Origin of the sequence: Pseudarthrobacter sp. NS4, assembly GCF_024758005.1 — a bacterium.
Taxonomy (GTDB): Bacteria; Actinomycetota; Actinomycetes; order Actinomycetales; family Micrococcaceae; genus Arthrobacter.
In genome coordinates this window covers 2,932,853-2,954,666 of sequence record NZ_CP103288.1, presented here as the reverse complement: position 1 = coordinate 2,954,666, position 21,814 = coordinate 2,932,853, and the positions used below count along the sequence as shown (strand labels likewise).

The 21,814-nt window shown below is 63.0% G+C and carries 26 protein-coding genes; 21 read left to right on the top strand and 5 right to left on the bottom strand.

Annotation, left to right across the window (positions count from 1 at the left end):
* Window positions 1–226: 226 nt before the first annotated feature.
* The 6 genes from NXY83_RS13900 to NXY83_RS13875 all read left to right on the top strand — a co-directional run bounded on the left by NXY83_RS13900 (window position 227) and on the right by NXY83_RS13875 (window position 6,026).
* Window positions 227–1,327 (top strand): ABC transporter ATP-binding protein, encoded by a 1,101-nt coding sequence (locus NXY83_RS13900; RefSeq protein WP_309484081.1) that lies wholly within the window; start codon window positions 227–229, stop codon window positions 1,325–1,327.
* Window positions 1,327–2,058: an ABC transporter permease gene (locus tag NXY83_RS13895; RefSeq protein WP_258802795.1), complete on the top strand. Its 732-nt coding sequence runs from the start codon at window positions 1,327–1,329 to the stop codon at window positions 2,056–2,058. Before NXY83_RS13900 ends, NXY83_RS13895 begins: the two co-directional genes overlap by 1 nt.
* A complete protein-coding gene (locus tag NXY83_RS13890) occupies window positions 2,055–2,801 on the top strand; it encodes an ABC transporter permease (RefSeq protein ID WP_258802794.1) in 747 nt (248 codons plus the stop codon). Before NXY83_RS13895 ends, NXY83_RS13890 begins: the two co-directional genes overlap by 4 nt.
* Window positions 2,798–3,760 carry an ABC transporter substrate-binding protein gene (locus NXY83_RS13885; RefSeq protein ID WP_258802793.1) on the top strand — a complete coding sequence of 321 codons (963 nt, stop codon included), beginning with the start codon at window positions 2,798–2,800 and terminating at the stop codon, window positions 3,758–3,760. The genes NXY83_RS13890 and NXY83_RS13885 overlap by 4 nt, the downstream gene beginning before the upstream one ends.
* Window positions 3,761–3,898: 138 nt before the next feature.
* Window positions 3,899–5,119 carry a pyridoxal phosphate-dependent aminotransferase gene (locus NXY83_RS13880; RefSeq protein WP_258802792.1) on the top strand — a complete coding sequence of 407 codons (1,221 nt, stop codon included), beginning with the start codon at window positions 3,899–3,901 and terminating at the stop codon, window positions 5,117–5,119.
* Window positions 5,120–5,171: 52 nt separating this feature from the next.
* A complete protein-coding gene (locus tag NXY83_RS13875; RefSeq protein WP_258802791.1) occupies window positions 5,172–6,026 on the top strand; it encodes a polyphosphate kinase 2 family protein in 855 nt (284 codons plus the stop codon).
* A 9-nt stretch (window positions 6,027–6,035) separates the two neighbouring features.
* On the opposite strand, the gene NXY83_RS13870 is transcribed toward NXY83_RS13875, so the two are convergent.
* The gene (locus NXY83_RS13870; RefSeq protein ID WP_258802790.1) at window positions 6,036–6,254 is read right to left on the bottom strand and encodes an exodeoxyribonuclease VII small subunit; all 219 of its coding nucleotides are present in this window, start codon (window positions 6,252–6,254) and stop codon (window positions 6,036–6,038) included.
* Window positions 6,247–7,587 (bottom strand): exodeoxyribonuclease VII large subunit, encoded by a 1,341-nt coding sequence (gene xseA / locus NXY83_RS13865; RefSeq protein WP_258802788.1) that lies wholly within the window; start codon window positions 7,585–7,587, stop codon window positions 6,247–6,249. The genes NXY83_RS13870 and xseA overlap by 8 nt, the downstream gene beginning before the upstream one ends.
* A gap of 162 nt (window positions 7,588–7,749) precedes the next feature.
* Here xseA and NXY83_RS13860 point away from each other — a divergent pair, with 162 nt between their 5' ends.
* A complete protein-coding gene (locus NXY83_RS13860; RefSeq protein ID WP_258802786.1) occupies window positions 7,750–8,601 on the top strand; it encodes a hypothetical protein in 852 nt (283 codons plus the stop codon).
* Between the two features lie 9 nt (window positions 8,602–8,610).
* Complete coding sequence (locus tag NXY83_RS13855) at window positions 8,611–9,690, top strand: 4-hydroxy-3-methylbut-2-enyl diphosphate reductase (RefSeq protein ID WP_258802785.1); 1,080 nt, start codon at window positions 8,611–8,613, stop codon at window positions 9,688–9,690.
* Window positions 9,691–9,721: 31 nt separating this feature from the next.
* On the opposite strand, the gene NXY83_RS13850 is transcribed toward NXY83_RS13855, so the two are convergent.
* Window positions 9,722–10,948 carry a DNA recombination protein RmuC gene (locus tag NXY83_RS13850; protein ID WP_258802784.1) on the bottom strand — a complete coding sequence of 409 codons (1,227 nt, stop codon included), beginning with the start codon at window positions 10,946–10,948 and terminating at the stop codon, window positions 9,722–9,724.
* A 90-nt stretch (window positions 10,949–11,038) separates the two neighbouring features.
* Here NXY83_RS13850 and ychF point away from each other — a divergent pair, with 90 nt between their 5' ends.
* Window positions 11,039–12,124: a redox-regulated ATPase YchF gene (gene ychF / locus NXY83_RS13845; RefSeq protein ID WP_258802783.1), complete on the top strand. Its 1,086-nt coding sequence runs from the start codon at window positions 11,039–11,041 to the stop codon at window positions 12,122–12,124.
* A gap of 37 nt (window positions 12,125–12,161) precedes the next feature.
* Here ychF and NXY83_RS13840 read toward each other — a convergent pair whose 3' ends face one another.
* Both NXY83_RS13840 and NXY83_RS13835 read right to left on the bottom strand, forming a co-directional pair.
* A complete protein-coding gene (locus NXY83_RS13840) occupies window positions 12,162–13,262 on the bottom strand; it encodes a tyrosine-type recombinase/integrase (RefSeq protein ID WP_258802782.1) in 1,101 nt (366 codons plus the stop codon).
* Window positions 13,237–13,746, bottom strand: a complete 510-nt coding sequence (locus NXY83_RS13835) for a helix-turn-helix transcriptional regulator (RefSeq protein WP_258802781.1) — start codon at window positions 13,744–13,746, stop codon at window positions 13,237–13,239. The genes NXY83_RS13840 and NXY83_RS13835 overlap by 26 nt, the downstream gene beginning before the upstream one ends.
* Before the next feature lie 104 nt (window positions 13,747–13,850).
* Between NXY83_RS13835 and NXY83_RS13830 the strand changes: the two genes are divergently transcribed.
* From NXY83_RS13830 to NXY83_RS13775, 12 genes are all read left to right on the top strand, one after another.
* Window positions 13,851–14,042: a helix-turn-helix transcriptional regulator gene (locus tag NXY83_RS13830; RefSeq protein ID WP_258802780.1), complete on the top strand. Its 192-nt coding sequence runs from the start codon at window positions 13,851–13,853 to the stop codon at window positions 14,040–14,042.
* A complete protein-coding gene (locus tag NXY83_RS13825) occupies window positions 14,042–14,284 on the top strand; it encodes a hypothetical protein (protein ID WP_258802779.1) in 243 nt (80 codons plus the stop codon). The genes NXY83_RS13830 and NXY83_RS13825 overlap by 1 nt, the downstream gene beginning before the upstream one ends.
* A 10-nt stretch (window positions 14,285–14,294) precedes the next feature.
* Window positions 14,295–14,651, top strand: coding sequence for a hypothetical protein (locus tag NXY83_RS13820; protein WP_258802778.1), 357 nt, complete (start codon window positions 14,295–14,297; stop codon window positions 14,649–14,651).
* A 614-nt stretch (window positions 14,652–15,265) separates the two neighbouring features.
* A complete protein-coding gene (locus tag NXY83_RS13815; RefSeq protein WP_258802777.1) occupies window positions 15,266–15,436 on the top strand; it encodes a hypothetical protein in 171 nt (56 codons plus the stop codon).
* A gap of 3 nt (window positions 15,437–15,439) precedes the next feature.
* Window positions 15,440–15,646 (top strand): hypothetical protein, encoded by a 207-nt coding sequence (locus NXY83_RS13810; RefSeq protein ID WP_258802776.1) that lies wholly within the window; start codon window positions 15,440–15,442, stop codon window positions 15,644–15,646.
* A gap of 11 nt (window positions 15,647–15,657) precedes the next feature.
* A complete protein-coding gene (locus tag NXY83_RS13805; protein WP_258802775.1) occupies window positions 15,658–15,807 on the top strand; it encodes a hypothetical protein in 150 nt (49 codons plus the stop codon).
* Window positions 15,808–15,809: 2 nt separating this feature from the next.
* On the top strand, window positions 15,810–16,679 hold the full coding sequence (locus NXY83_RS13800; RefSeq protein ID WP_258802774.1) for a hypothetical protein: 870 nt from the start codon (window positions 15,810–15,812) through the stop codon (window positions 16,677–16,679).
* Window positions 16,680–16,885: 206 nt separating this feature from the next.
* Window positions 16,886–17,197: a P27 family phage terminase small subunit gene (locus NXY83_RS13795; RefSeq protein ID WP_258802773.1), complete on the top strand. Its 312-nt coding sequence runs from the start codon at window positions 16,886–16,888 to the stop codon at window positions 17,195–17,197.
* Between the two features lie 16 nt (window positions 17,198–17,213).
* Window positions 17,214–17,426, top strand: coding sequence for a hypothetical protein (locus NXY83_RS13790; protein ID WP_258802772.1), 213 nt, complete (start codon window positions 17,214–17,216; stop codon window positions 17,424–17,426).
* 555 nt (window positions 17,427–17,981) lie between these two features.
* A complete protein-coding gene (locus NXY83_RS13785) occupies window positions 17,982–18,275 on the top strand; it encodes a hypothetical protein (protein WP_258802771.1) in 294 nt (97 codons plus the stop codon).
* A gap of 2 nt (window positions 18,276–18,277) precedes the next feature.
* On the top strand, window positions 18,278–20,074 hold the full coding sequence (locus NXY83_RS13780; protein ID WP_258802770.1) for a phage tail protein: 1,797 nt from the start codon (window positions 18,278–18,280) through the stop codon (window positions 20,072–20,074).
* 52 nt (window positions 20,075–20,126) lie between these two features.
* Window positions 20,127–21,782 (top strand): WD40/YVTN/BNR-like repeat-containing protein, encoded by a 1,656-nt coding sequence (locus tag NXY83_RS13775; RefSeq protein ID WP_258802769.1) that lies wholly within the window; start codon window positions 20,127–20,129, stop codon window positions 21,780–21,782.
* Window positions 21,783–21,814 lie beyond the last annotated feature (32 nt).

Here is a 21,814-nt window from a genome sequence, read left to right as displayed (position 1 = left end):
GGTCGGTCAGCGTGTCGGTTTCCGCTTGGCCAGCAAAGGCCGAAAGCGCACCCCATCCAGGCAGCCCCGCGGGTCCGAATGGTCACAGTAGGGATTCCTTTGCCCGGATTTGGTGCCACTGCTGGTGATGCCGGCTCCGGATTGGGTTACCGTAACTACCAGCGTGCTGATGACAATGGCGCGGTGCATTCAGATGCCGTCCGAGCAGAACAGGTAAGTCCGGACCATGGACCAGGCGATGATCGAATTTCAGAGCGTGACCAAGCAGTACCAGGGCGGGCAGCCGGCCGTGGATAACCTTTCCCTATCCATTGGGAAGGGCTCCATCACCGTCTTCGTCGGGCCCTCCGGCTGCGGTAAGACAACCTCGCTGCGGATGATCAACCGCATGGTGGAACCGACCTCCGGCACCATCACCGTGGGCGGAAAGGACGTCACCTCGGTTCCGGCCGCGGAGTTGCGCCGCTCCATGGGCTACGTGATGCAGTCCGCCGGACTGTTGCCGCACCGCTCGGTGCTGGACAATATCGCCACGGTTCCGAGGCTGAACGGGGTGTCCAAGTCCGAGGCCCGCAAGCGGGCCGGGGAACTCCTGGACGTCGTGGGACTGGCCCGGCCCCTGGGCAAGCGGTACCCCTCACAGCTTTCCGGCGGGCAGCAGCAGCGCGTCGGCGTAGCGCGCGCCCTCGCTGCAGATCCTCCCGTTTTGCTCATGGATGAGCCCTTTAGTGCAGTGGACCCCGTTGTCCGCGACGAACTCCAGCAGGAACTGCTGCGGCTCCAGAAGGACCTGGCAAAGACCATCGTTTTCGTGACCCACGACATTGATGAGGCCACCGTGCTGGGGGACAGGGTTGCTGTCTTCGCAGTAGGCGGGCGGCTCGCCCAGTACGCCACGCCGGAGGAGATCCTGCGGGCTCCGGCAAACGACTTCGTGGCCTCCTTTGTTGGGCGTGACCGGGGCTTCCGCCACCTTGGCTTCACCCCGTCCGACGGCGTCACGCTCCACCCGGTCCCGACGATCGTCCGCGGTCCCTCCGGCCACGTCTCCGACCCCGCTGCTGCGGGCGAATGGCAGCTGGTGGTGGACGCGGACATGCGCCCGCTCGGGTGGGCGACCCCGGGCACCGATACCGGCCTCATTCCCGGCGGCTCGCTGTTCCGCCCGGGTGAGAGCCTCCGCCGGGCGCTGGACGCGGCGCTGTCGTCGCCGTCGGGCCTGGGCGTGGCCGTGGATTCCGAGGGCAGGGTCCGCGGTGTCATCCGGGGCGGCGAAGTCCTGGCCCTGATTGAAGAAGCACGCCAGGTGCGGCAGGCTGCGCTCTGATGGAGTGGTTCCTCGCGAACAGCGGCATGGTCCTCGAACGCGCGGGCCAGCACATGCTGCTTGCCATTGTCCCCATGATCCTGGGGCTGCTGATCTCCATCCCACTGGCCCAGCTGGCCAGGCGGAGCCGCCCACTCCGCTCGGTGGTACTGACGGCCTCCTCGCTCCTGTACACCATCCCTTCGTTGGCTCTGTTCATCATCCTGCCCACCATCCTCGGCACCCGGATCCTGGATCCGGTCAACGTGGTGGTGGCACTGACCATCTACGCCGTGGCCCTGCTGGTCCGCGCGGCCCTGGATGCCTTCGACTCCGTTGACGAGGGCGTGAGCCAGGCCGCCGTCGCCATGGGATACAAGCCGCTGGCACGGTTCCTGCAGGTGGACCTGCCGCTGTCCCTTCCGGTCCTGTTCGCCGGCCTGCGCGTGGTGTCAGTCAGCAACATCTCCCTGGTCAGCGTGGCTGCCCTCCTGGGCATCGGCAACCTGGGCATGCTCTTTACCTCCGGCCTCCAGCGGGACTTCGTCACCGAAGTGATGGTGGGAATTATCGCCATCCTGGTCCTCGCGCTGCTGATGGATGCCCTCCTGGTCCTGCTGGAGCGGATCCTCACACCGTGGGAGCGGGCCGGGAAACGGGAGAGCCGCAGGCAAGATGCCCACATCCAGGAAGAGGTAATGGACGGAGCCCTGCGGATGTCCGTGCCGAAGGCTGGAGGCGGAAACGCATGAGCAACGTCTTCACCGACACCTTCGCCTGGCTTGCGGACCCGGAGCACTGGGCAGGCAGCGCCGGCATTCCCGCCCGGCTGGGGGAGCACCTCCAGTACACCGGCCTGGTGATGCTGATAGCCATCGCGATCGCCGTGCCCGTCGGCCTGTACGTGGGCCACACCGGCAGGGGGAGAGTGGCCATCGTGGCACTGGCTGGTGCCCTCCGCGCCCTGCCAACCCTGGGACTGCTGACGCTCTTCGTGCTGCTCGCCGGGATCGGACTGATGCCCCCGGTCTGGGCGCTCGTCATCCTCACAGTGCCGCCGCTCCTCGCGGGCACCTATGCGGGGATTTCGAGCGTTGACCGGAACGTGGTCGACGCCGCCCGTGCCATGGGCATGACCGAACTGCAGGTCCTGTTCCGGGCAGAGCTGCCCAACGCGCTGACCGTGATGTTCGGCGGATTCCGCACCGGTGTCCTGCAGGTGATAGCCACGGTCTCGGTGGTGGCCTACATCAACCTGGGCGGCCTTGGCCGGTACCTCTTCGACGGCCTTGTCCTCAGCGACTTCCCGCAGATGCTCGGAGGCTCCCTTCTCATTGCAGCGCTGGCCATCGCCGTCGACCTCTTCCTGTCCCTGTTCCAGAGGCTGTTCCTGATGTCAGGACCCTCAAGCCAGTCACGCCGCAGCCAGCAGGCTGCGGTCGATCCCACAGACCCCGTCCTCACGGAGACTGTTGTACAAGGAGGTAAGTCATGAAAGAAAGCCGTCCCCCCCGCCTCGGCAGGCGGGCCTTCAGCGGACTGGCCGCCGGGCTCGGCCTGGCAATGGCGCTGTCCGCCTGCGGCGGCTCGTCCGATCCGCTCAGCGATGCCCCCGCCACCACTGGCGGGACCACCGGAGAGGCGACGTCCCTGGTGGTTGGCTCAGCCGACTTCCCGGAAAGCCAGATCGTTGCAGAGCTTTACGCCGGGGCGCTGAACGCAGCGGGAGTCACAGCCACCACCAAGCCGAACATCGGGTCCCGCGAGGTGTACTTCAAAGCCGTCCAGGACGGTTCGGTGGACGTAGTTCCCGACTACACGGGAAACCTGCTGCTGCACGTGGACAAGGAAGCATCCGAGGAATCGGCAGAGGACGTCGCCGGCGCCCTTCCGGACAAGCTGCCGGACGGCCTGGCCGTGCTGGAACCAGCCAAGGCTGAGAACAAGGACGCCATGGTGGTCACCAAGGCCACGGCGGAGAAATACCAGCTGAAGTCCATCGAGGACCTGGCCAAGGTCTGCAGCGAGATTGTGGTGGGGGCTCCGGCGACGTTTGCGGAACGTGCCTACGGACTGCCCGGCCTGAAGGAGAACTACAACTGCGAGCCCAAGAAGCTGGAGCCCTTCAGCGACGGCGGCGGCCCGCTGACCCTCAAGGCGCTGCTGGAGGACCAGGTGCAGGTGGCCGACATCTACACCACCACCCCGTCCATCGCGGATAACGACCTGGTGGTCCTGGAGGATCCGAAAAACAACTTCATCGCCCAGCAGGTTATCCCGCTGTACAACGAGGCCAAGGTGACGGACACGGCCAAGGAAGCACTGAACTCCGTTTCCAGGATCCTCACCACCGAGGACCTGATCAATCTCAACCGCGCGGTCAGCGGCGACCAGAAGCAGGGCGCGAAGGAAGCAGCCGACGCCTGGCTGAAGGAAAAGGGCATCGTTAAATAAGGTTCACCTTCGCTGTACGCCACGGCATGCCCGGCGATGACGACGGCGGCTGCCGGACTTGTAAAGTCCGGCAGCCGCCGTCGTCCGTGTGGGTGAGGTCTCAACGGCGGCACATCCTTCCTGTGGCATATTTGAGGGATGGCAGAATTCAGGCAGTCCACAAAGCTCAATAACGTCCTTTACGACATCCGTGGACCGATTCTTCAAGCCGCCCAGCAAATGGAGGCAGAGGGGCACCGGATCCTCAAACTGAACATCGGAAACCCCGCGCCGTTTGGATTCGAAGCGCCGGACGCCATCCTGGTGGACATGATCCGCCACCTGCCCCATGCCCAGGGCTACAGTGACTCCCGCGGCATCTTTTCGGCCCGCACTGCAGTGTCGCAGTACTACCAGACGCGCGGGATCCAGAACATCCACGTGGACGACATCTACCTGGGCAACGGCGTCAGCGAACTCATCACCATGTCCCTGATGGCCCTGCTGGACGACGGCGATGAAGTCCTGATTCCCACTCCGGACTACCCGCTGTGGACGGCGTCCGTAGCGCTGGCCAGCGGAAAACCTGTGCACTACCTCTGCGATGAGGACGCCGGCTGGCAGCCCGACCTGGACGACCTCGAAGCCAAGATCACGCCGCGTACCAAGGGCATCGTGGTAATCAACCCGAACAACCCCACGGGAGCGGTATACCCCGAGGAGACCCTGAAGCGGATTGTTGCCCTTGCCGAAAAGCACGGCCTGGTGCTCTTCGCGGACGAGATCTACGAAAAGATTTTGTACGAGGACGCTGTCCACGTAAACCTTGCCGCGCTGACCGGCGACCACGTCCTCTGCCTGACCTTCAGCGGGCTGTCCAAGGCGTACCGGGTGTGCGGATACCGTGCGGGGTGGATGGCCATCTCCGGCCCCAAGAAGGATGCCGCAGACTACCTGGAAGGGATCAGCCTGCTGGCCAACATGCGGTTGTGCGCCAACGTTCCCGCCCAGCATGCGATCCAGACGGCCCTTGGCGGATACCAGAGCATCAATGACCTGATCCTGCCCGGCGGCCGCCTCCTGGAACAACGCAACAAGGCCTACGACATGCTTAACGCCATCCCCGGCGTCAGCACCCAGCAGGCACGCGGTGCCCTCTATCTCTTCCCCCGGCTCGACCCTGAGGTTTACCACATCCGTGACGACGAAAAGTTCGTCCTGGACCTTCTCCGGGAGCAGAAGATCCTGGTCTCCCATGGCCGCGCCTTCAACTGGGTGCGCCCCGACCACTTCCGCATGGTCACGCTGCCCAACGTCAAGGACATCGAAGAGGCTGTTGGTCGGATGGGGGACTTCCTAAGCAGGTACCAGGGGAACTAGCCTGTGCTCACGGGCGCTTGAGTCCCGTGGCACTTCGCAGAGAGGACTTCCCATGGCCAGCGTCACAGGCTTCGATCAGCACCCGTCTGAAACCCTGCGGGCGGGGGAAGGATTCTCACTGGCCGACGTGGACCCGGACTCCACGCCCGGGTACAGCGGCAGCAAGGAGGACGGAAAGGCTCTCCTGGCGGACCTGGACGACGAGCTGGGCGAGTTGCAGGAGAAGCTGTTCGCAGAGTCACGCTTCGGCGGACGGAAGCGGATCCTGCTGATCCTGCAGGCGATGGATACGGCGGGCAAGGGCGGAATCGTGAACCACGTCATGGCCGCCACCGACCCACAGGGCATCCAGTTCAAGGCTTTCAAGGCTCCGACGGATGAGGAGAAGTCCTACGACTTCCTGTGGCGGATCCAGAAGGAAGTCCCTGCTGCCGGCATGATGGGTGTTTTCGACCGGTCCCATTATGAGGACGTGCTGATCCACCGTGTCCACGGCTGGGCCAGCCCGGATGAAATCAAGCGCCGTTACGTGGCAATCAATGAGTTCGAGGGACGCCTGACGGAGTCGGGGACAAAAGTCGTCAAGGTGATGCTCCACATCAGCGGGGAGGAGCAGAAGGCACGGCTGCTGGCCCGGCTGGACAACCCGGCCAAGCACTGGAAGTACAACCGGGGCGACCTCGATGAGCGGGCGTTCTGGGAGGACTACATGGATGCTTACCAGGCGGCCATCGATGAAACGAGCACCCGGGACGCGCCCTGGCACGTGGTTCCGGCAAATAAGAAGTGGTACGCCCGGATCGCCGTGCAACAGCTGCTCCTGGGGGCACTTGAAGAACTGAATCTTGAGTGGCCCAAAGCCGAGTTCGACGTCGCCACCGAGCGGGAGCTGATCCTCGGGTCCTGAGACTGGTGCTTACAGTGGCTGGTCGCGGGCAGCGGCCAGCCGCTTCCTTGCCCCTTCCAACCACTCCTCGCAGCGCGCCGCCAAAGCCTCGCCCCGTTCCCAGAGCGCCAGGGACTCCTCGAGGCTGGCGCCCCCCGCTTCGAGCCTGCCCACCACTGCGATGAGCTGCTCGCGGGCCTCCTCGTAACTCATGGCTGCGATCCCGGCGTCGGGCTTTTGCTCACTCATGCGGTTCTCCCGTTTCCGGATTGTCCTGATCAGAAATATTCGATTCGCGTGCTCCGGTGGAGGTTGCACCGAAACGGCCTTCCGCCACCCTTATGGAAAGCGGCGACCCGGCCGGGGCATCAGCCGGGCGCCGGACCACGGCATGGCCGGCGATGGCTGCCGGTCCCGCGGGTTGCCCGGCGAGTTCGACGACGGCGTACCCCCGGTCCAGCGTCTTCTGCGGCGACAGCGCACGCACCTGGGCCCTTAGGTGTTCGAGCTGGTCGGCAGCGCGCACCACCGTGGAGTTTACGGCTGCGGACGACCTTCTCAGCAGCCGTTCAATTTCTTCGCCCCTGACTGTGACCAGCCCCTCCGGTGAGGCCAGTACCGGCCGGGAGTGGAGCGAAGCCAACCGGTCCGTCTCCCGGTCAACCAGGCGCTCCATACAGCGCCTCAGCTGTTCGCGCGCCTGCCGGACGCCTGCCAGTTCCTCGGAAACCTCCGGCACGATCCGCTTTGCGGCATCCGTGGGGGTGGACGCCCGCAGATCGGCAACATCATCCAGCAGCGGCCGGTCGGCCTCGTGCCCGATGGCGCTCACCACCGGTGTGGCCGCTGCCGCTACGGCACGGACCAGTTCCTCGCTGTTGAAAGGCAGCAGGTCTTCCAACGCCCCTCCGCCGCGGGCGATGACGATGACGTCCACCACAGGATGGGCATCGAGTTCCCGGAGGGCGCGGACAACCTGGGACACGGCCGTGTTTCCCTGGACGGCCACCTCACGGATTTCGAACTCGACCGCCGGCCAGCGCAACGCAGCGTTCCGCAGGATGTCCTTCTTGGCGTCGGATTCCCTGCCGGTAATTAAGCCGATGCGGTGGGGCAGGAGGGGAAGGGGCTTCTTGCGGGAGTCCGCAAACAGACCCTCAGCCGAGAGTGCCTGCCGCAGCCTCTCAATCCGGGCGAGCAGATCACCCAGGCCCACCGGCCGGATGTCCCGGACCAGCATGTTCAACCGACCTGTCTTGATCCAGAACTCGGGCTTCAGCAGGGCCACCACGCGGGATCCGCGTTCAAGGGGCAGGTTCTGGCGCTCCAGTACTTTGGTCCAGACCGACGCGGGCAGTGAAACCTCCGCGTCAACATCCCTCAGCGTCAGGTAGGCGTTGCTGCCCCGCCGGTTCAGTTCGATGACCTGGCCCTCCACCCACGCCGAGGGCGTCCTGTCGATGTGGGCCTTGAGCTTTTGCGAGAGCAACTGAAGCGGCCACGGGTTGTCCGGGGTTGTTTCTGCAGCCGTGGCCGGCAGCGTGGAGGGCGCGGTGCCGGGAAGGGAAGCCTGTTCAGACATGTGAACACCCTTGCGGGGCTTGAGCTGCGGGCATGGGGTCCTTCGTCTGTTGTGCGGCGGTTATTCAACCTTATCCATAAGCTGTAGCATGCGGGGCTGACAGAATCCGGCCAGGTTCCTTATCTAGGATGGGTCTACCGCCATCAACCTGAAGGACCTGCTGTGCGCACTATCGTTTCTGCCGTCGCCACCGTGTTGGGTGTCCTGCTTGCGGCCGTGGCGGTTCCGGCCATCTGGCTGGACCGCAACATCGTCCAGGAGGACGGCTTCGTGGGTTTGGCAGCCCCGCTGGGGAAGAACACCGAATTCCAGCAACAGTTGGCTGTGGCTGCTGTGGGGACCATCGACACCAGCGCTGTTCCGGGGTTCCTCGCCGACCTGGTCCAGCCAGTGCTTGAGGACGCCGCGAGATCTCTGACAGGGCTTCCCGGCTACCCGGCTGCCTGGGAGGAAACGCTGCGTAAAAGCCATCGCCTCAGCGTTCCGGACGGCCCGGAAGAGCCCGGGGCGTCCGGCGGGGTGACCTCCCTGACCCTTGATGTTGCACCCTTGGTAGCGCTGGGTGCGGAGGAGATTTCCCGTGCCACGCGGCTTCCACTGGACCCGCCGGCAGAGACTCTGATCAATGTAGGCCAGCCCGAACACAGGGAGTGGGCAGAACGGTTGGCCACCTATGCCCCGTTGGGATACGTGTTTGCTGCAGGTGCCGCGATCGCCTTCCTCCTTGCCTTGGTAGCGGCCCGCCGCCGGTGGACCGTGCTGGTGGGCGCCGGTCTTGGAGGGCTGCTGCTTGCCGGTCTCCTGGCGCTGGGCGCACAGCTGGGTTCGGCCCGGGCACTGGCAACGGACACCGGAAACGAGGTTGCCAACATGTTCCGTGACGGATTCGTCGCATCGGCCAATGCGGACTTCCTGGGTTGGACTGCGGCCACAGCCATCACCGGCGGGGTGCTGCTGCTCCTGGGCACTGTGGCGGGAATCGCATCGCGAAAGCGTTGGCGGGCAACCCGGTAGCATGGAGAAATGACCTCCTCCGCTGTTTCCCTTTCGATGCCAACCATCCCGCGTAGGCGCCGCTCCCCGGAGGAAGTAGCAGCTGCCGCCCCCGTCGCGGGGACCAAGAAAGTGTTGCTGGCCGCACCGCGCGGATACTGCGCCGGTGTCGACCGCGCAGTGATCGCCGTTGAGAAGGCCCTGGAACATTACGGGCCTCCCGTCTACGTGCGGAAGCAGATTGTGCACAACGTCCACGTGGTGACTTCCCTGGAGGAAAAGGGCGCCATCTTTGTGGACGAAACCGATGAGGTGCCTGAGGGTGCCCTGGTCATCTTTTCCGCGCACGGGGTTTCACCGGCTGTCGTCGAGTCAGCCGAGGAGCGCGGACTGCGCACCATCGATGCCACCTGCCCCCTGGTCACCAAGGTCCATAAGGAAGCCGTCCGGTTTGCCAAGGACGATTTCGACATCCTCCTCATCGGCCATGACGGGCACGAGGAAGTCGAAGGGACTGCCGGCGAAGCGCCGGAGCATATCCAGATCATCAACGGCCCCCACGAGGTGGATAAAGTCACCGTCCGTGATCCCGAGAAGGTGATCTGGCTTTCGCAGACCACCCTGAGCGTGGACGAGACCATGGAGACGGTGCGGCTGCTCAAGGAGCGGTTCCCCACCCTCCAGGATCCGCCCAGTGATGACATCTGCTACGCCACCACCAACCGGCAGGTAGCCATCAAGAAGATTTCACCCCAGGCAGACCTGGTGATCGTGGTTGGCTCGGCCAACTCCTCCAACTCGGTCAGGCTGGTGGAAGTGGCCTTGGAATACGGCGCGAAAGCCTCCTACCGGGTGGACTTCGCCAACGAGGTGGACGAGGCCTGGTTTGAAGGCGTGGCCACCGTGGGCGTGACCTCCGGGGCATCAGTGCCTGAGGTGCTGGTGCAGGACGTGCTGCGCCTGCTCGCCGACTACGGCTACGGCACGGTGGAGGAAGTGGTCACGGCTGAGGAAGACCTCCTCTTCTCGCTGCCCAAGGAGCTCCGCGCAACCCTGAAGCAGGCCGGCGATGTCAGCCGCGCGCTGGGCGGGCGCAGGCCGCGCAGCTGACATCGTTCCGTTCCCGGCAGCGGCGTCCGTCCTAGGCGGCAGCCTCATCCTGCTGGAGTTCCGGAGCGGCCAGGGCGCGCGGCGTGACCTCCACTGCCGGCGGAGCGACCAAACCTGACTCATCCAGACTGTTGAGCTTGCGGGCCGTGGGCAGGACCCGGGCTTCCAGCGTGCCCACCATGGAGTTGTAACGGTCCACCGAGGACTTCAGCGAGGACCCCAGCTTGCTGACGTTTTCCCCCAGCGTTCCCATCCGGTCATAGAGCTGCCTCGCCAGATCGAACAGTTCCCGCGCGCTGTCCGTCAGCACATCCTGCCGCCAGGTAAAGGCGACCGACTTCAGTACGGCCAACAACGTGCTGGGGGATGCCAGGACCACGTTCCTGGACAAGGCGTGGTCCAGGAGCTCCGCATCGGCCGTCAGCGCGGCGGCAAGGATGGACTCGGCCGGGATGAAGCAGATCACCAGTTCCGGGGAATTGCCGGGGATGTCCCAGTACTTCTTATTGCTGAGCGAGTCCACATGCGCACGGAGGGCCTTGGCGTGCGCAGCCAACAGGGACTGCTGGGTGCGGCGGTCAGTTGCTGTCAAGATCCCCTGCTGCGCGCGCCGGGGATCTTCCGCTCCCAGTTCCTGGGCTTCCAGGTAGGACGACAACGGAACCTTGGCATCCACCACCAGCTGCTTTTCGCCGGGCAGCTGCACCACAAGGTCGGGACGGACTGCAGATTCACCGCCGGCACTGTGCACCTGCTCCACAAAATCGACGTGGCGCAGCATCCCGGAGGCCTCCACCACCCGCCGCAGCTGTACTTCGCCCCACTGGCCACGAGCACTGTTGGACCGCAGGGCCGATTCCAATGCGTGCGTGGACCGGATCAGCTGTTCATCCGAGAGCCTGGCTTCCTGAAGCTGCTGCGCGAGCTGGCCGTACTGTTCCACCCGGTCGCGCTCCAGCAGCGCCACCTGCTGCTGGACGGCCGTGAGCTTCTCCGCCACTGGTGCCAGTGCACGGAGCACGCTGCCGTCCTGCGTCCGGGCCTCGCCCAACTCCCGGTTCTGTGCCGTCAGAAGCCGCCGCTCGGCGTCGGCTGCCGCGAACTGTGCGCTGACCTCCGAAAGCCGGGACGAGACCGCGTCGAAATCCGATTCCAGGGCATGCGAGTTCTTCCGCAACGCAAAATAGGTGGCGGCAGCACCTGCGAGGGCACCAAGCAGCAGCATGAACAAGGCCAGAATCAACGCAAAAACATCCATGCCCTCACTGTTGCACGGGGCTCTGACAATCGGAGGCAATGACATCGGCCGTTACTGGGCGGGGACGCCCTGCGGGTAGAATCAATGCTCGTGGCTCTTACTATTGGCATCGTCGGACTGCCCAACGTCGGCAAATCAACTCTCTTCAACGCGCTCACCCGCAACCAGGTCCTGGCAGCGAACTATCCGTTCGCCACCATCGAACCGAACGTCGGCGTCGTGAACCTGCCCGACCCCCGGCTGGACAAGCTGGCCGGAATCTTCGGGTCGCAGCGGGTGCTGCCGGCCGCTGTCTCCTTCGTGGACATCGCCGGCATCGTCAAGGGCGCATCGGAAGGGGAAGGGCTGGGCAACCAGTTCCTGGCCAATATCCGGGAAGCCGAAGCCATCGCCGAAGTGGTGCGCGTGTTCGATGACCCCGACGTCATCCACGTTGACGGCAAGGTCGACCCCCGCTCGGACATGGAAACCATCAACACCGAGCTGATCCTCGCCGACCTGCAGACCATCGAAAAGGCCATTCCCCGGATCGAAAAAGAGGTCAAGATCAAGAAGCGGGAGGCCGCCGAGCTTGCAGCCATCAAGGCTGCCCAGGCGGTGCTGGAACGCGGTGACACCATCTACTCCTCCATCAAGGGCGACAAGCTGGAGATGGAGCACCTCAAGGAGCTCAGCCTGCTCACGGCCAAGCCCTTCATCTACGTGTTCAACGCGGACGAAGCAATCCTGGGCAGCCCAGAAAAGCAGGAAGAACTGCGGGCCATGGTTGCCCCGGCGGACTGCATCTTCCTCGACGCCAAGCTCGAATCCGACCTCGTGGAACTGGACGAGGAAGAAGCCCGCGAGATGCTGGAGATGAACGGACAGGACGAGTCCGGGCTGGACCAGCTGGCCCGCGTGGGCTTCCACACCCTCGGCCTGCAGACATACCTCACCGCAGGGCCCAAGGAAGCCCGCGCGTGGACCATCCACCGGGGTGACACAGCTCCCCAGGCCGCCGGAGTCATCCACTCGGACTTCCAGCGCGGCTTCATCAAGGCCGAGGTGGTGTCATTTGACGATCTCGTCGATGCCGGTTCCATGGCTGAAGCCAAGTCCCGCGGTAAAGTTCGGATTGAGGGTAAGGAATACGTCATGGCGGACGGCGACGTGGTGGAGTTCCGCTTCAACGTCTAGTTAGGCCCTTTTTCCCCCGTAAACAGTGGGTTTAGGTTCAGCCAGTCCGCACAGAGTCCGCAGGAATCCGGAGAGCTTCTTCCATCATGGCTCCGGCTGCTGACCTTGTGCGGTCTTCTGCTGTCGGCCACAAGTGCGAATACGTGTTCAGCGTCGTGGTTGCCTTGGCATGACCTAGCGCTCTCTGGACCGTCACAACGTCACAGCCGGCCGCAATTAGCCCCGAGGCGTAGAAGTGCCGGAGGTCATGCAAGCGCACGTCTGAGAGCCCCGCAGCCTTCACTGTCTTCCGCCACCAGTAGCCCGTCGTGTTCTGGTGCGGAGGCAGCCCGCCATCACCGATGAACAGCCATTGATGGACGCTATGCACGCCTATGTGCTCGACGTGTTGGGCGAGGATCTGCACCAGCCCGTCAGGGATGTGCACAAGCCTCTCTGAACCGTACTTCGGGGGAGTGATGGCAACTTCCCCCTTGCCTGCCCGCTGTATCTGCCGCTGAACCTTCAGAGTGCGTCGCAGGAAGTCAATGTCAGTGAGTTGCACCGCCGCAGCCTCACCGAGCCGCAGCCCAGCGAAAGCGCACATAGCCACGAACGGGCGAAACTGAACCTCAGCAGCGGCCAACAGCTTGCCCACGTCCTCTGGGGAAGGGATAGCCATTGCGTGCTCAGCCTTCCGGCCGCGGGGCAGCGCAACGCCGTCCGCCGGATCCGTGGCAAGCATCCTGTCATTCCTGGCTCCGCGCAGCACTGAGCGGACGTTGTTGTATCGGGTCTTCACCGTTCCTGGCGCCAAGCCGTCAACGGTCATCTTTTTTACCCACGCCTCAACGTGGGAGCGCTTGAGGTTGCGGAACTCCACGTCACCGAACGTGCACGAGCGCACGGCCAAGCTCATGGCCTTAGCCGTGCCGGCTGCCCAGATCTGTCGCTGTGACCAGTCCGCAAAGAATGAGTTGAGCGTTACCTTGCCAGACTTCGGATCCACATAAGAGCCGGTAACGACAGAAGTTGTGACCTCATCAAGCCACCGCTGAGCGTCTATCTTCCGGGGGAAGTGCCTGGCGTGCTCCTTGCCCGCGTCGTCGCGGTACCGTGCGCGCCAAGAGCCGTTATCTCGCTTTTGAATGCTCGCCACGAAGCTTATCCCTCATTCCGTTCTCGGAGCTGGGGCGGGCATCAATATCTACCGCCGCAAGATGATCCCGCTCTGATGGCGTCAAGTCCCTTACGTATTCATCCCACTCATTGAGGGTGTCCTCCAGAGCATCCTCCATGTTCAGCGCCTGGGCCCTGAACATCGCAAGCCGCGCAAGTTGGCTATTGAAGTTCGATAGAAGGACGCCTAGCTGGGACTGAGTGGCAGATTCTCTATCGAGCGGCAAGAGAGCCTGCACGGGGATGCCAAAAGTAGCGGCGATCACGGCTGCCTCACTGATGGAAGTGGGCCGGTCGCCCCGCTCAATCTTCGCAATCATTGTCTGAGTAGCATTGACGCCATTTTTCGTGACGTTCCGCGCAAGGGTGTCCTGCGTCCACTCGTTTGCCAAGCGGTACTTTCTCACTGATTCACCAAAGGTGCGTCTGGCCACGTCGCCGACACTGAGCTCTTTATTCTCCATGCGAATAAGACTACATTCCCCAAGAGCTTGACACCACCCCCAATCACCAGCCATGCTATTCATGTCCGGACTACAGCAGAAGTCCCTGAGAGAATAGGAACGTCATGGCACTAGCAATCGCAACGCTGCTCACGCTGGCGGAAACTGCCGAACGGCTGCGCAAGTCTGAGGCACAGCTCCGCTGGATGATCCACGCAGGAACCGCGCCAAAGTCGGCCAAGATCGGCGGGCGCCGGATGTTCAGGGCCTCCGATGTTGAGGACTACATAAACGCCGCGTTCGAGGAAGCGTCCTGATGGGCCGCACCTACTCAGAAGCCGACCTCGCCGCAGCCTGGGAATCCGGCTACTGGAACGGCACCAGCCACGAGGGACCGCTGAACAGCGCAGTAGTAGACGCTAAGAACCCATATCGGCAGCCCACGGACGAGGCACGGGGAACGACACCGGCTAAGGCCTGCAAGGTCGCCCTGAAGACAGAGAAAGACCGCGACGCCTCGCCAAAGTCCGTCACGGTCTCAGAACCCACCAATTCCTAGGAGATTCATCATGAACACTACCAAGTACCCGGCCACGTTTCGAGAGTTCGCGGAAACGGCCATCGAGTTGGGTATGACGCTGCCGAGGCTGCTGGAGGTCCTCGGCCCCATCCCAATGCCACCCGCCGGCTACACTCTGGCCCCCAAGTCGGAAAGCCGTTGGATCGGAACCGAGACGATTGCCCGCGGTTACATCATCACGCCGACCTGGGACTACAGGACTCAAAAGCACTCCATCGAAGTGTGGATGGCTGAGCACGAGGCGCCGGACTACGCAGTGCTGTCGCCGGCCGAAGCGCTCCGGTTCGCCGCCGACCTAACCGCGGCAGTGCAAGCCGTTGCTGCCCACGAGGCCCCGGAGGTCTAAATGGATTCACGGTTTCCCACTTACTACCTGAACGACAGGCGGGTGCTTAGGCTGCCGCCAGAGCATTTCCGGCTCTTTGTCCTGGCTAACGCGTGGGCCGTCTCCAACATGACAGACGGGGCCGTGACCCGAGAAGACCTCTACCTCATTCCCTTTGCAGATGAGTCAGGGCCAGACATGTTGGTGCAGCAAGGCCTCTGGGCGCCCGCCCCTGACGGATGGGTGATAAGCGACTTCCTCAAGATCCAGACCTCCGCGGCGAAGTTGGAAGCAGCCTTGGAGAACCGCAGAGAGGCCGACCGAACCCGTCAGCGCAGGAAGCGCGAGCAGGACAAGCCCGTAGATAACCAACCGTCACGTGACAGTCACGTGACGGTTGAAGGAAAGGAAGAGGAAGAGGCAGAGGCAGAGGAAAGGCTAAGTACTAAAGCAGTTCCTCAAGAAAGAAAAGCTTCAGAAGAAATTCGCCCCGCGCCCAGCCATTCTTCAAGGCCTCTTCGTTCTTTCCCTGATTGCTCAACTCCTGGCTGCAACGGGAGGTTGAATCAGCGAGCACTGGACGCAGGCCGAGATTGCTGTGATGACTGCGCGTGGTTGAGCGGGCAGGCGGCATCATGAGCGCTTCGCTCTCACGCCAAGACCTCATAGACCTCTGCGAAATCTACAAAGCCAAAGCTCTAGAAGAGCACGACCTGTTTAGGCACTGGCAAGCACGAGCCATAGAAGCAGAAAGCCGCCTCGCCATCTACGAGCCAGGCGACGAACCAACCAACGAACAGGAATAGACCATGACCACCCCAACAGCCGGCGTCCTGCAAGTCAACGGCAAATACATCAAAGTCCGCTGCCCCTACTGCAACGGCGTGCACCGGCACGAAAACGGAGCCGTCCCCAGTAACCCCGGCACTACATTCCACCGCGCCCCCGGCTGCGGACTCCAACGCACCGGCGACGAACGAATCGCCGGTTACACCTTCACCATCCCCACCGCCTAAAGGAGCGCACCATGTCAGACCTCGAATCCTCCCTGAGAGCCGCACTCGGCCTCCCCGACGCTCAACCCACCGAATACCAGGCCGACGAACAAGACGCGCCCCTAGCCCTCAATGACGACAACTCACTCACCGCACTCATCTACAACGCTTTGGAGAACTGAAAATGACCATCATCGAATCCCTGCACACGCTCACCGCAAGCATCGCCACCGTCACCAACGCGGGCGGGAAAACCACCAAGGAATACGACCGGATCCTCACCCGCTGGAACGACTACGCCAACCAGGCCAGCACCGCACAGCAGCAACTCACCGCCGCCATCCTCGGAAAAGAAACCCCGGAGCGTATCGCGGAACTGAACGCGCTGACCCTCGCGGAACTTGCCAACCACGTAGACCGGGCAACCGTCATGAACGCTGTTGCCGATGAGGTGTACCCGGCACTGCGGAACGAATACGCCAAGACCGCCGCGGCGAACTATGAGGCACTCGCCGCCAAGTTCAACACCACCGCGCAAACCCTCACCGAAGCCATGCAGGCAGTGGACATCGAAACCGCACCCGAACACCTCATGTCAGGGACCGACGAACAGCGCAGCGCATGGGCGCACGCGCCCGCCCTCGCCGCGGCCCTGACCAGCCAGGTCCCCAACCTCACCGAAGCCGCACGCCTCGCCGGCCTCACCATCCAAGGCGCAGACGGCACCCTCCCGCTCACCGTCAACCCCGGCGCCCTCCACCGCCGCCGCGTCTGGGAAGCATGGGAGAACGCCACCGGCCGGGCAGGAAAGTGGGGCGCACTCATCACCCTCGGCGCCACCATCGAAGCTTCAGACCTCGACGAGTACAAGCACTACCGCCGACCCGCACCCATCGAAACCCGGTACGAACAGGTAGGACGCGGCATGCACCGCCCCGTTGAGATAGACCCGGAAGACCAGCACCACCGCGGCGGCGCCACCGCCGACCAGCTCGCGCCATCAATGAACACCGCACGCACCAAGCCCTTCGTGGGCGACTACGTAGGTATCTGAGGGCACAGAGCAAATGACAACCACGGCAGGCAGGGGAGCAGGGCAGCGGGTCATCACCGCCCCGCCCGGCCCCTCTGCCTGCCGGTGGGTGGGCACACCCCCCGGCCACCCCCGATCCTGTGCCTCCTCCGGCATTGGCACAGTTTCTCTCCCTGAACCCGAAACGTTAGGCCCTTGAAAGGTTGATTATGGCTAGTCCCAGAGGTTTGAAGGCCGCTGGCAAGAAGCTGTGGGAAGTTGCCACGGCAGAGTTTGAATGGGCTGAGCATGAGCTTGCCCTGTTGGAGGAAGCGTGCCGTGTTCGGGACCGGATCGTGGAGCTTGACTCCGCTGTGAAGGTTGATGGGCTGATGATCACCAGTTCGCAGGGCTTGAGGTTGCATCCGGCGGTTGGTGAGGCCCGGCAGCAGCGGCTCACGCTGGCGCGGTTGTTGGCGTCGTTGCAGATTCCCGGTTTGGATGATGATTTGCCGCTGGCGCGTGGCGTGCGTGGTGTATATGGGCGGGCTCGTGGTTAGGCGCCGTCAGCGCGAGGTGATTGTCAACGGCGCGAAGATCCCGGAGAGCGTTCTGACGTTCATTCTTGCTGATTGGCCGGGCGGTTCGGATTATCAGCGGTGGGCGGCGTGGGATGAGGCGCGGTGTGCGTGGGCTGAGGCGAACCTGCCGGACGGGGTGGAGGATTTGCCGTCTGACTTGGGAGCGAACCTGCCCCCGGATCAGCCGTGGGATGAGGTGGAAATCTGATGGTGAGGCGGAAGCGGCAGGGCGTGGCGCTGGAGTTGCCCCGGCATCTTTGGCTGGATCAGGCAGGTCCGGATCCTGTGCGGTGGAAGCTGGCTCGGTTCGAGTGGGCACGTCAGCATTCCTGGCCCGCGGGGCAGGTCGGATTCGCGGCGTTCTTCAGGGAGACGCGGGAAGCGTTCTATCGGGCGGTGGGGCCGCTGTGAAGACGTACAGGAATGACAGGCGCTATGTGGCCCAGCGGGAGGCGCTGAAGCGGAGGTATCAGGCACAGGGCCTAGCGTGCGTGGCATGCGGTGGCCCTTTTTTGTGGGACATGGAGGACCGGAAGCGGTACCCGGATTTTTGGAAGGACGCCCGGAGCTTCACCGCCGATCATATCGAGGCCGTGAACCTTGGCGGCAGGATGGCGCCGGGCCTGGCAGGTCTTCAGGGCATGCATCGCGGCTGTAACTCAGCGAAGGGCGACGGGAGTAAGAACCCCAGACCTAAGCCGGATCCGGGGCCGCTAAGGACTAGCCGCAAATGGTGAACACATCAACGAAAAGGAGCAAAGACATGGCAGGAAAAACAACACAGGAGGTCGCAGCAGCGTATGCGCTGCGCATGATCCTGGCGATGGCCGAGGATGACATGGCCGAGTTTCGGCGCATCGATGACGAGATTGGCCGTAGCCGGAACAAGAAGCTGCCCGCGAGCGTCATTGTGGCTCTGACCGGGGCAGCAGCTAGCGCTTTCAAGTCTGCTTACCCGCAGACATGGAATGCCGAGCTGCGGATGAATTTGCACGATCTGGATATGGATCCGGCGCGCTGGACGACGGATCAGCCAGGCAATGAAAGGAAGGGCTAGACATGGCAACTGAATTAGGGGCCGCGTACATCTCGATCATTCCCGAAACCTCGAAGATTAGCGGAAAGATCAAAGAGGCTTTCGGGGATGTTGGCGGGGTCGGCTCGGACGCCGGGAAGCAGGTTGGCGGGACTTTCCTTGCCGGTCTGGGGAAGATGGTTGGGCCGGCTGCAATCGCGGGCATCGCTCTCAAGACTGGGGATGTCCTCAAAGACGCGATCGGTAAGGCTGGGGAGCTTGAGCAGAGCAGCGGAGCCATCGGCTCTGTATTCAAGACCGCGGCCGCGGACATGCTCGGTTTTTCCAAGACGGCGGCAACGACCGTTGGCCTAACCCAGGATGAGTACAACAAGCTTGGCACTGTCCTTGGTTCCCAGCTCAAGAATGCCGGCGTGCCGATGGATGAGCTCGCGGGGAAGACTAACGAGATGGTCACCCTGGGCGCCGATCTTGCGTCTATGTTCGGCGGGGATACCTCGCAGGCTGTCGAGGCACTATCGTCGGCGCTGAAGGGTGAGCGGGACCCTCTGGAGGCTTACGGCGTATCCCTGAATCAGGCTGCGATTGATGCCAAGGCTGCTGAGCTCGGTTTTTCCAAGGTAGGCGGGGCACTGTCGGCTGAGGCTAACCAGGCGGCAACTATGGCGCTGATCATGGATCAGACGGCGGACGCTCACGGCAATTTCGCTAAGGAGTCTGGGACGCTCGCCGGTCAGCAGCAGCGCATGGCGGCGACGTGGGAGAACATTCAAACCCAGCTTGGTACGGCGTTCCTGCCGATCATCACTGAGGTTTCATCGTTCATCAATACCAACGTCCTGCCGTGGGTTTCGTCGCTCACGTCTGGGATCGGCGGCGGCGGGCTTGGTGGTGCTTTTGCCGCGTTCCAGCCGGTGGCTGCAAGGGTGGGGGAGGCGTTCCATGGCCTTGTGGCCGCGGTGGGGCCGTTTATTGATCAGCTCATCTCGGTATTGACTCCCACGGTGCAGAACCTCTTGCCGGTGGTTGACATCGTGTTCAATACCATTGGCAGTTTGGTTGCCGGAGTGATGCAGGTCATCCAGGGCGTGATTCAGGTTGCGACGGGCGCCATTTCCGGGAACTGGTCGCAGGTCTGGAGCGGCATCCAAAACATTTTCGGCGGCATCTGGAATAACATTCAGGCCATCGTGTCAGGTGTCATCGGCGTCGTGGGAACTGTGATTCGTGCGGGACTCTCCAACGCGGCCGGCTTTGTCGGTTCGATTCTTGGCAATATTGGCCGGTTTTTCGCTGATACGTGGAACAACGTGGTCAATGGCGTGTCCTCCATGATCGGTAACGTTGTTGGGTTCTTCTCTGGCCTGATCGGGCGCATCACCGGGGCGATTGGTAACGCCGGATCCGCACTGTTCAGCGTGGGCGTGAACATCATCCAAGGGCTCATCAACGGTATCGGCTCCATGATGGGTTCCATTGGCCGTGCGGTCCTGAATATTGTTCCCGAGGCGATCCGTGGCCCGTTTGAGGACCTGCTAGGCATCCGTTCCCCGTCCCGTGTGTTCCGTGAGTATGGCGTGAACATTGGTCAGGGTTTGATTCTCGGTATTGACGGGATGCACGCGAAGGTAGCCGATTCGGTTACTGGGCTGGTTTCTGTCCCCTCGGTGCCGGCGTTCAGTACCGGCTCATTCACCCCTGTAGGCGCGATTGGTGCGGCTGGGGGATCCGGGATGGTGAACAACTTCAGCATCCAGGTTGACGACCCCATTTCAACAGCGCACGCCGTAACGCGCCGACTCGCGGCGCTGGGCACCTAACCCCAAATGCTCAATAACGAAATCAGCACCCTACTGAAAGAGAAGAACAATCATGGGATTTCTTGATCCGAAGCCTGTTTTGCCGCACCTGCTTGACGCCCTGACCACCACCAAAATCAAAGACCCCGAGAGCGAGACGGCAAAGGCACTTACTGCCACTTATGCCGGCGTGAAGAAACTGGACAACGGCGGGCAGTTCCTCAAGCCCGTTCGTGTTCCGACGCTCACGGTGCTCGACTCGCTGCCCAACCCAACAGCTGACTTCCGTATCCTCTGGACCGAAGCGAACGGGCAGACGCTCTACGCTGTGGGCTTTGACAACACGTTCCGTAAGAGCACGGACGGCGGCATGACGTGGACGCGGCTTGGACGGCACGCCGCGGGCCTTGGTGGCTCATCGGGAGCGTTCCTGAAGACCACCGCTGGCACACTGCTGACGCACTCCTTGGAGAGCCCTACCAAGATTGTGCGCTCCACTGACGACGGCCTGACGTGGACGGTTGTTCACACCCTCCGCGCCGCAACCCGGCTCATGGGCGTCCAGTCGTGGTGCCAGGACGCGGCGAACGGGCACCTGTACTACGTGGAGTACATTAGCCCCGCCAACAGCGTGGACGTGATGATCTACCGCTCCACGGACGACGGGCTGACATGGGCGACGTTCGCGACCTTCCCGGGCGGCGGCACGACCGATCCCAACCGGATCGACCACATGCACTCCTGCCAGTACGACAGCGTTTCCCAGCGCGTGTACTTCATGCTGGGGGACACCCGCCCGAAAGCTGGCATTTACCGGACCAACGCCGCCAAGACAGGCGTGGAACCTGTAGTGCTGAATGAGCAGGTGGAAGCGCAGACCGGCTCGCCGGACGCGGCCCGCTCCATCGGCATGATGTGGTTCCCGGACTACATCGCCTGGACCGGTGACGCATCATCCAACCCGTACCTGATGAGGATGCACCGTAACCAGATCGGCATTGCGGCCCCGGTTGTGGAGCGGGTCTACAGGTTCAACTCGACCGGCTGGTTCACGGCGAAGGCCAGCAGCGACGGCACACGCTGGGTCTGCTCGGCCTCTCAGGAGCCGACAGCCGGCGTGAACCTCGACAAGGCAGTCCACCTATACGCCGTGGAAGATCAGGGTGCGACCATCTACGAGATCGCCGCCTACCCTACCGAGGCCACCATCAACGCCGCCCTAGCACCCGTGGGTCAGGCTGAGATCCACGGTGATACGTTCTGGCTCACAACGTTCGGCATCAGCACGAACTTTGACTACGCCTACTACAAGTGCCGGATCGCACGCGGGACCGCGCCCATGCCGGTCACGAAGCGCAGGGCCATGCCTTACGCCTGGGAGACGCAGAACAGTGGCTATCACGTCCTCGGAGTCACCGAGAACAAACTGTTCGGGCACACCCGCGGATCATCCACCAACCGGACGCTCTACATCTTCGACTACGGCGTCCTGAAAAAGGCTGGCACTGGAACGCTCGGCGTGAAGATCCGGCGCGAAGACGGCACCACCATTGCCTCTGTGGACACCTTCAATAAGAGGCAGCGGCAAAGCCTGTTCGCTGAGACGGAACCGTACCTGGCCAAGGTCACGCTCAACTCAGATGAAGGCGTGGAGTTCGTCATCTACAACCAGTCAGGCGCTAACCCTGCCGAAGGAACCGCGTTCGTCACCTACGGCTGGGGACCGTAAGACCGGTTAAGTTCCCCAACTAAGTTGCCCCG

What these genes read in the sequence shown, in the direction of transcription:
- NXY83_RS13880 (WP_258802792.1), top strand. Translation starts at nt 3,899, where the DNA reads ATGGCAGAATTCAGGCAGTCCACAAAGCTCAATAACGTCCTTTACGAC.
- NXY83_RS13810 (WP_258802776.1), top strand. Translation starts at nt 15,440, where the DNA reads ATGACCACCCCAACAGCCGGCGTCCTGCAAGTCAACGGCAAATACATC.
- NXY83_RS13805 (WP_258802775.1), top strand. Translation starts at nt 15,658, where the DNA reads ATGTCAGACCTCGAATCCTCCCTGAGAGCCGCACTCGGCCTCCCCGAC.
- NXY83_RS13855 (WP_258802785.1), top strand. Translation starts at nt 8,611, where the DNA reads ATGACCTCCTCCGCTGTTTCCCTTTCGATGCCAACCATCCCGCGTAGG.
- NXY83_RS13785 (WP_258802771.1), top strand. Translation starts at nt 17,982, where the DNA reads ATGGCAGGAAAAACAACACAGGAGGTCGCAGCAGCGTATGCGCTGCGC.
- NXY83_RS13825 (WP_258802779.1), top strand. Translation starts at nt 14,042, where the DNA reads ATGGGCCGCACCTACTCAGAAGCCGACCTCGCCGCAGCCTGGGAATCC.
- NXY83_RS13820 (WP_258802778.1), top strand. Translation starts at nt 14,295, where the DNA reads ATGAACACTACCAAGTACCCGGCCACGTTTCGAGAGTTCGCGGAAACG.
- NXY83_RS13900 (WP_309484081.1), top strand. Translation starts at nt 227, where the DNA reads ATGGACCAGGCGATGATCGAATTTCAGAGCGTGACCAAGCAGTACCAG.
- NXY83_RS13780 (WP_258802770.1), top strand. Translation starts at nt 18,278, where the DNA reads ATGGCAACTGAATTAGGGGCCGCGTACATCTCGATCATTCCCGAAACC.
- NXY83_RS13870 (WP_258802790.1), bottom strand. Translation starts at nt 6,254, where the DNA reads ATGAGTGAGCAAAAGCCCGACGCCGGGATCGCAGCCATGAGTTACGAG.
- NXY83_RS13850 (WP_258802784.1), bottom strand. Translation starts at nt 10,948, where the DNA reads ATGGATGTTTTTGCGTTGATTCTGGCCTTGTTCATGCTGCTGCTTGGT.
- NXY83_RS13800 (WP_258802774.1), top strand. Translation starts at nt 15,810, where the DNA reads ATGACCATCATCGAATCCCTGCACACGCTCACCGCAAGCATCGCCACC.
- NXY83_RS13895 (WP_258802795.1), top strand. Translation starts at nt 1,327, where the DNA reads ATGGAGTGGTTCCTCGCGAACAGCGGCATGGTCCTCGAACGCGCGGGC.
- NXY83_RS13885 (WP_258802793.1), top strand. Translation starts at nt 2,798, where the DNA reads ATGAAAGAAAGCCGTCCCCCCCGCCTCGGCAGGCGGGCCTTCAGCGGA.
- NXY83_RS13775 (WP_258802769.1), top strand. Translation starts at nt 20,127, where the DNA reads ATGGGATTTCTTGATCCGAAGCCTGTTTTGCCGCACCTGCTTGACGCC.
- NXY83_RS13875 (WP_258802791.1), top strand. Translation starts at nt 5,172, where the DNA reads ATGGCCAGCGTCACAGGCTTCGATCAGCACCCGTCTGAAACCCTGCGG.
- NXY83_RS13890 (WP_258802794.1), top strand. Translation starts at nt 2,055, where the DNA reads ATGAGCAACGTCTTCACCGACACCTTCGCCTGGCTTGCGGACCCGGAG.
- NXY83_RS13835 (WP_258802781.1), bottom strand. Translation starts at nt 13,746, where the DNA reads ATGGAGAATAAAGAGCTCAGTGTCGGCGACGTGGCCAGACGCACCTTT.
- NXY83_RS13830 (WP_258802780.1), top strand. Translation starts at nt 13,851, where the DNA reads ATGGCACTAGCAATCGCAACGCTGCTCACGCTGGCGGAAACTGCCGAA.
- NXY83_RS13815 (WP_258802777.1), top strand. Translation starts at nt 15,266, where the DNA reads ATGAGCGCTTCGCTCTCACGCCAAGACCTCATAGACCTCTGCGAAATC.
- xseA (WP_258802788.1), bottom strand. Translation starts at nt 7,587, where the DNA reads ATGTCTGAACAGGCTTCCCTTCCCGGCACCGCGCCCTCCACGCTGCCG.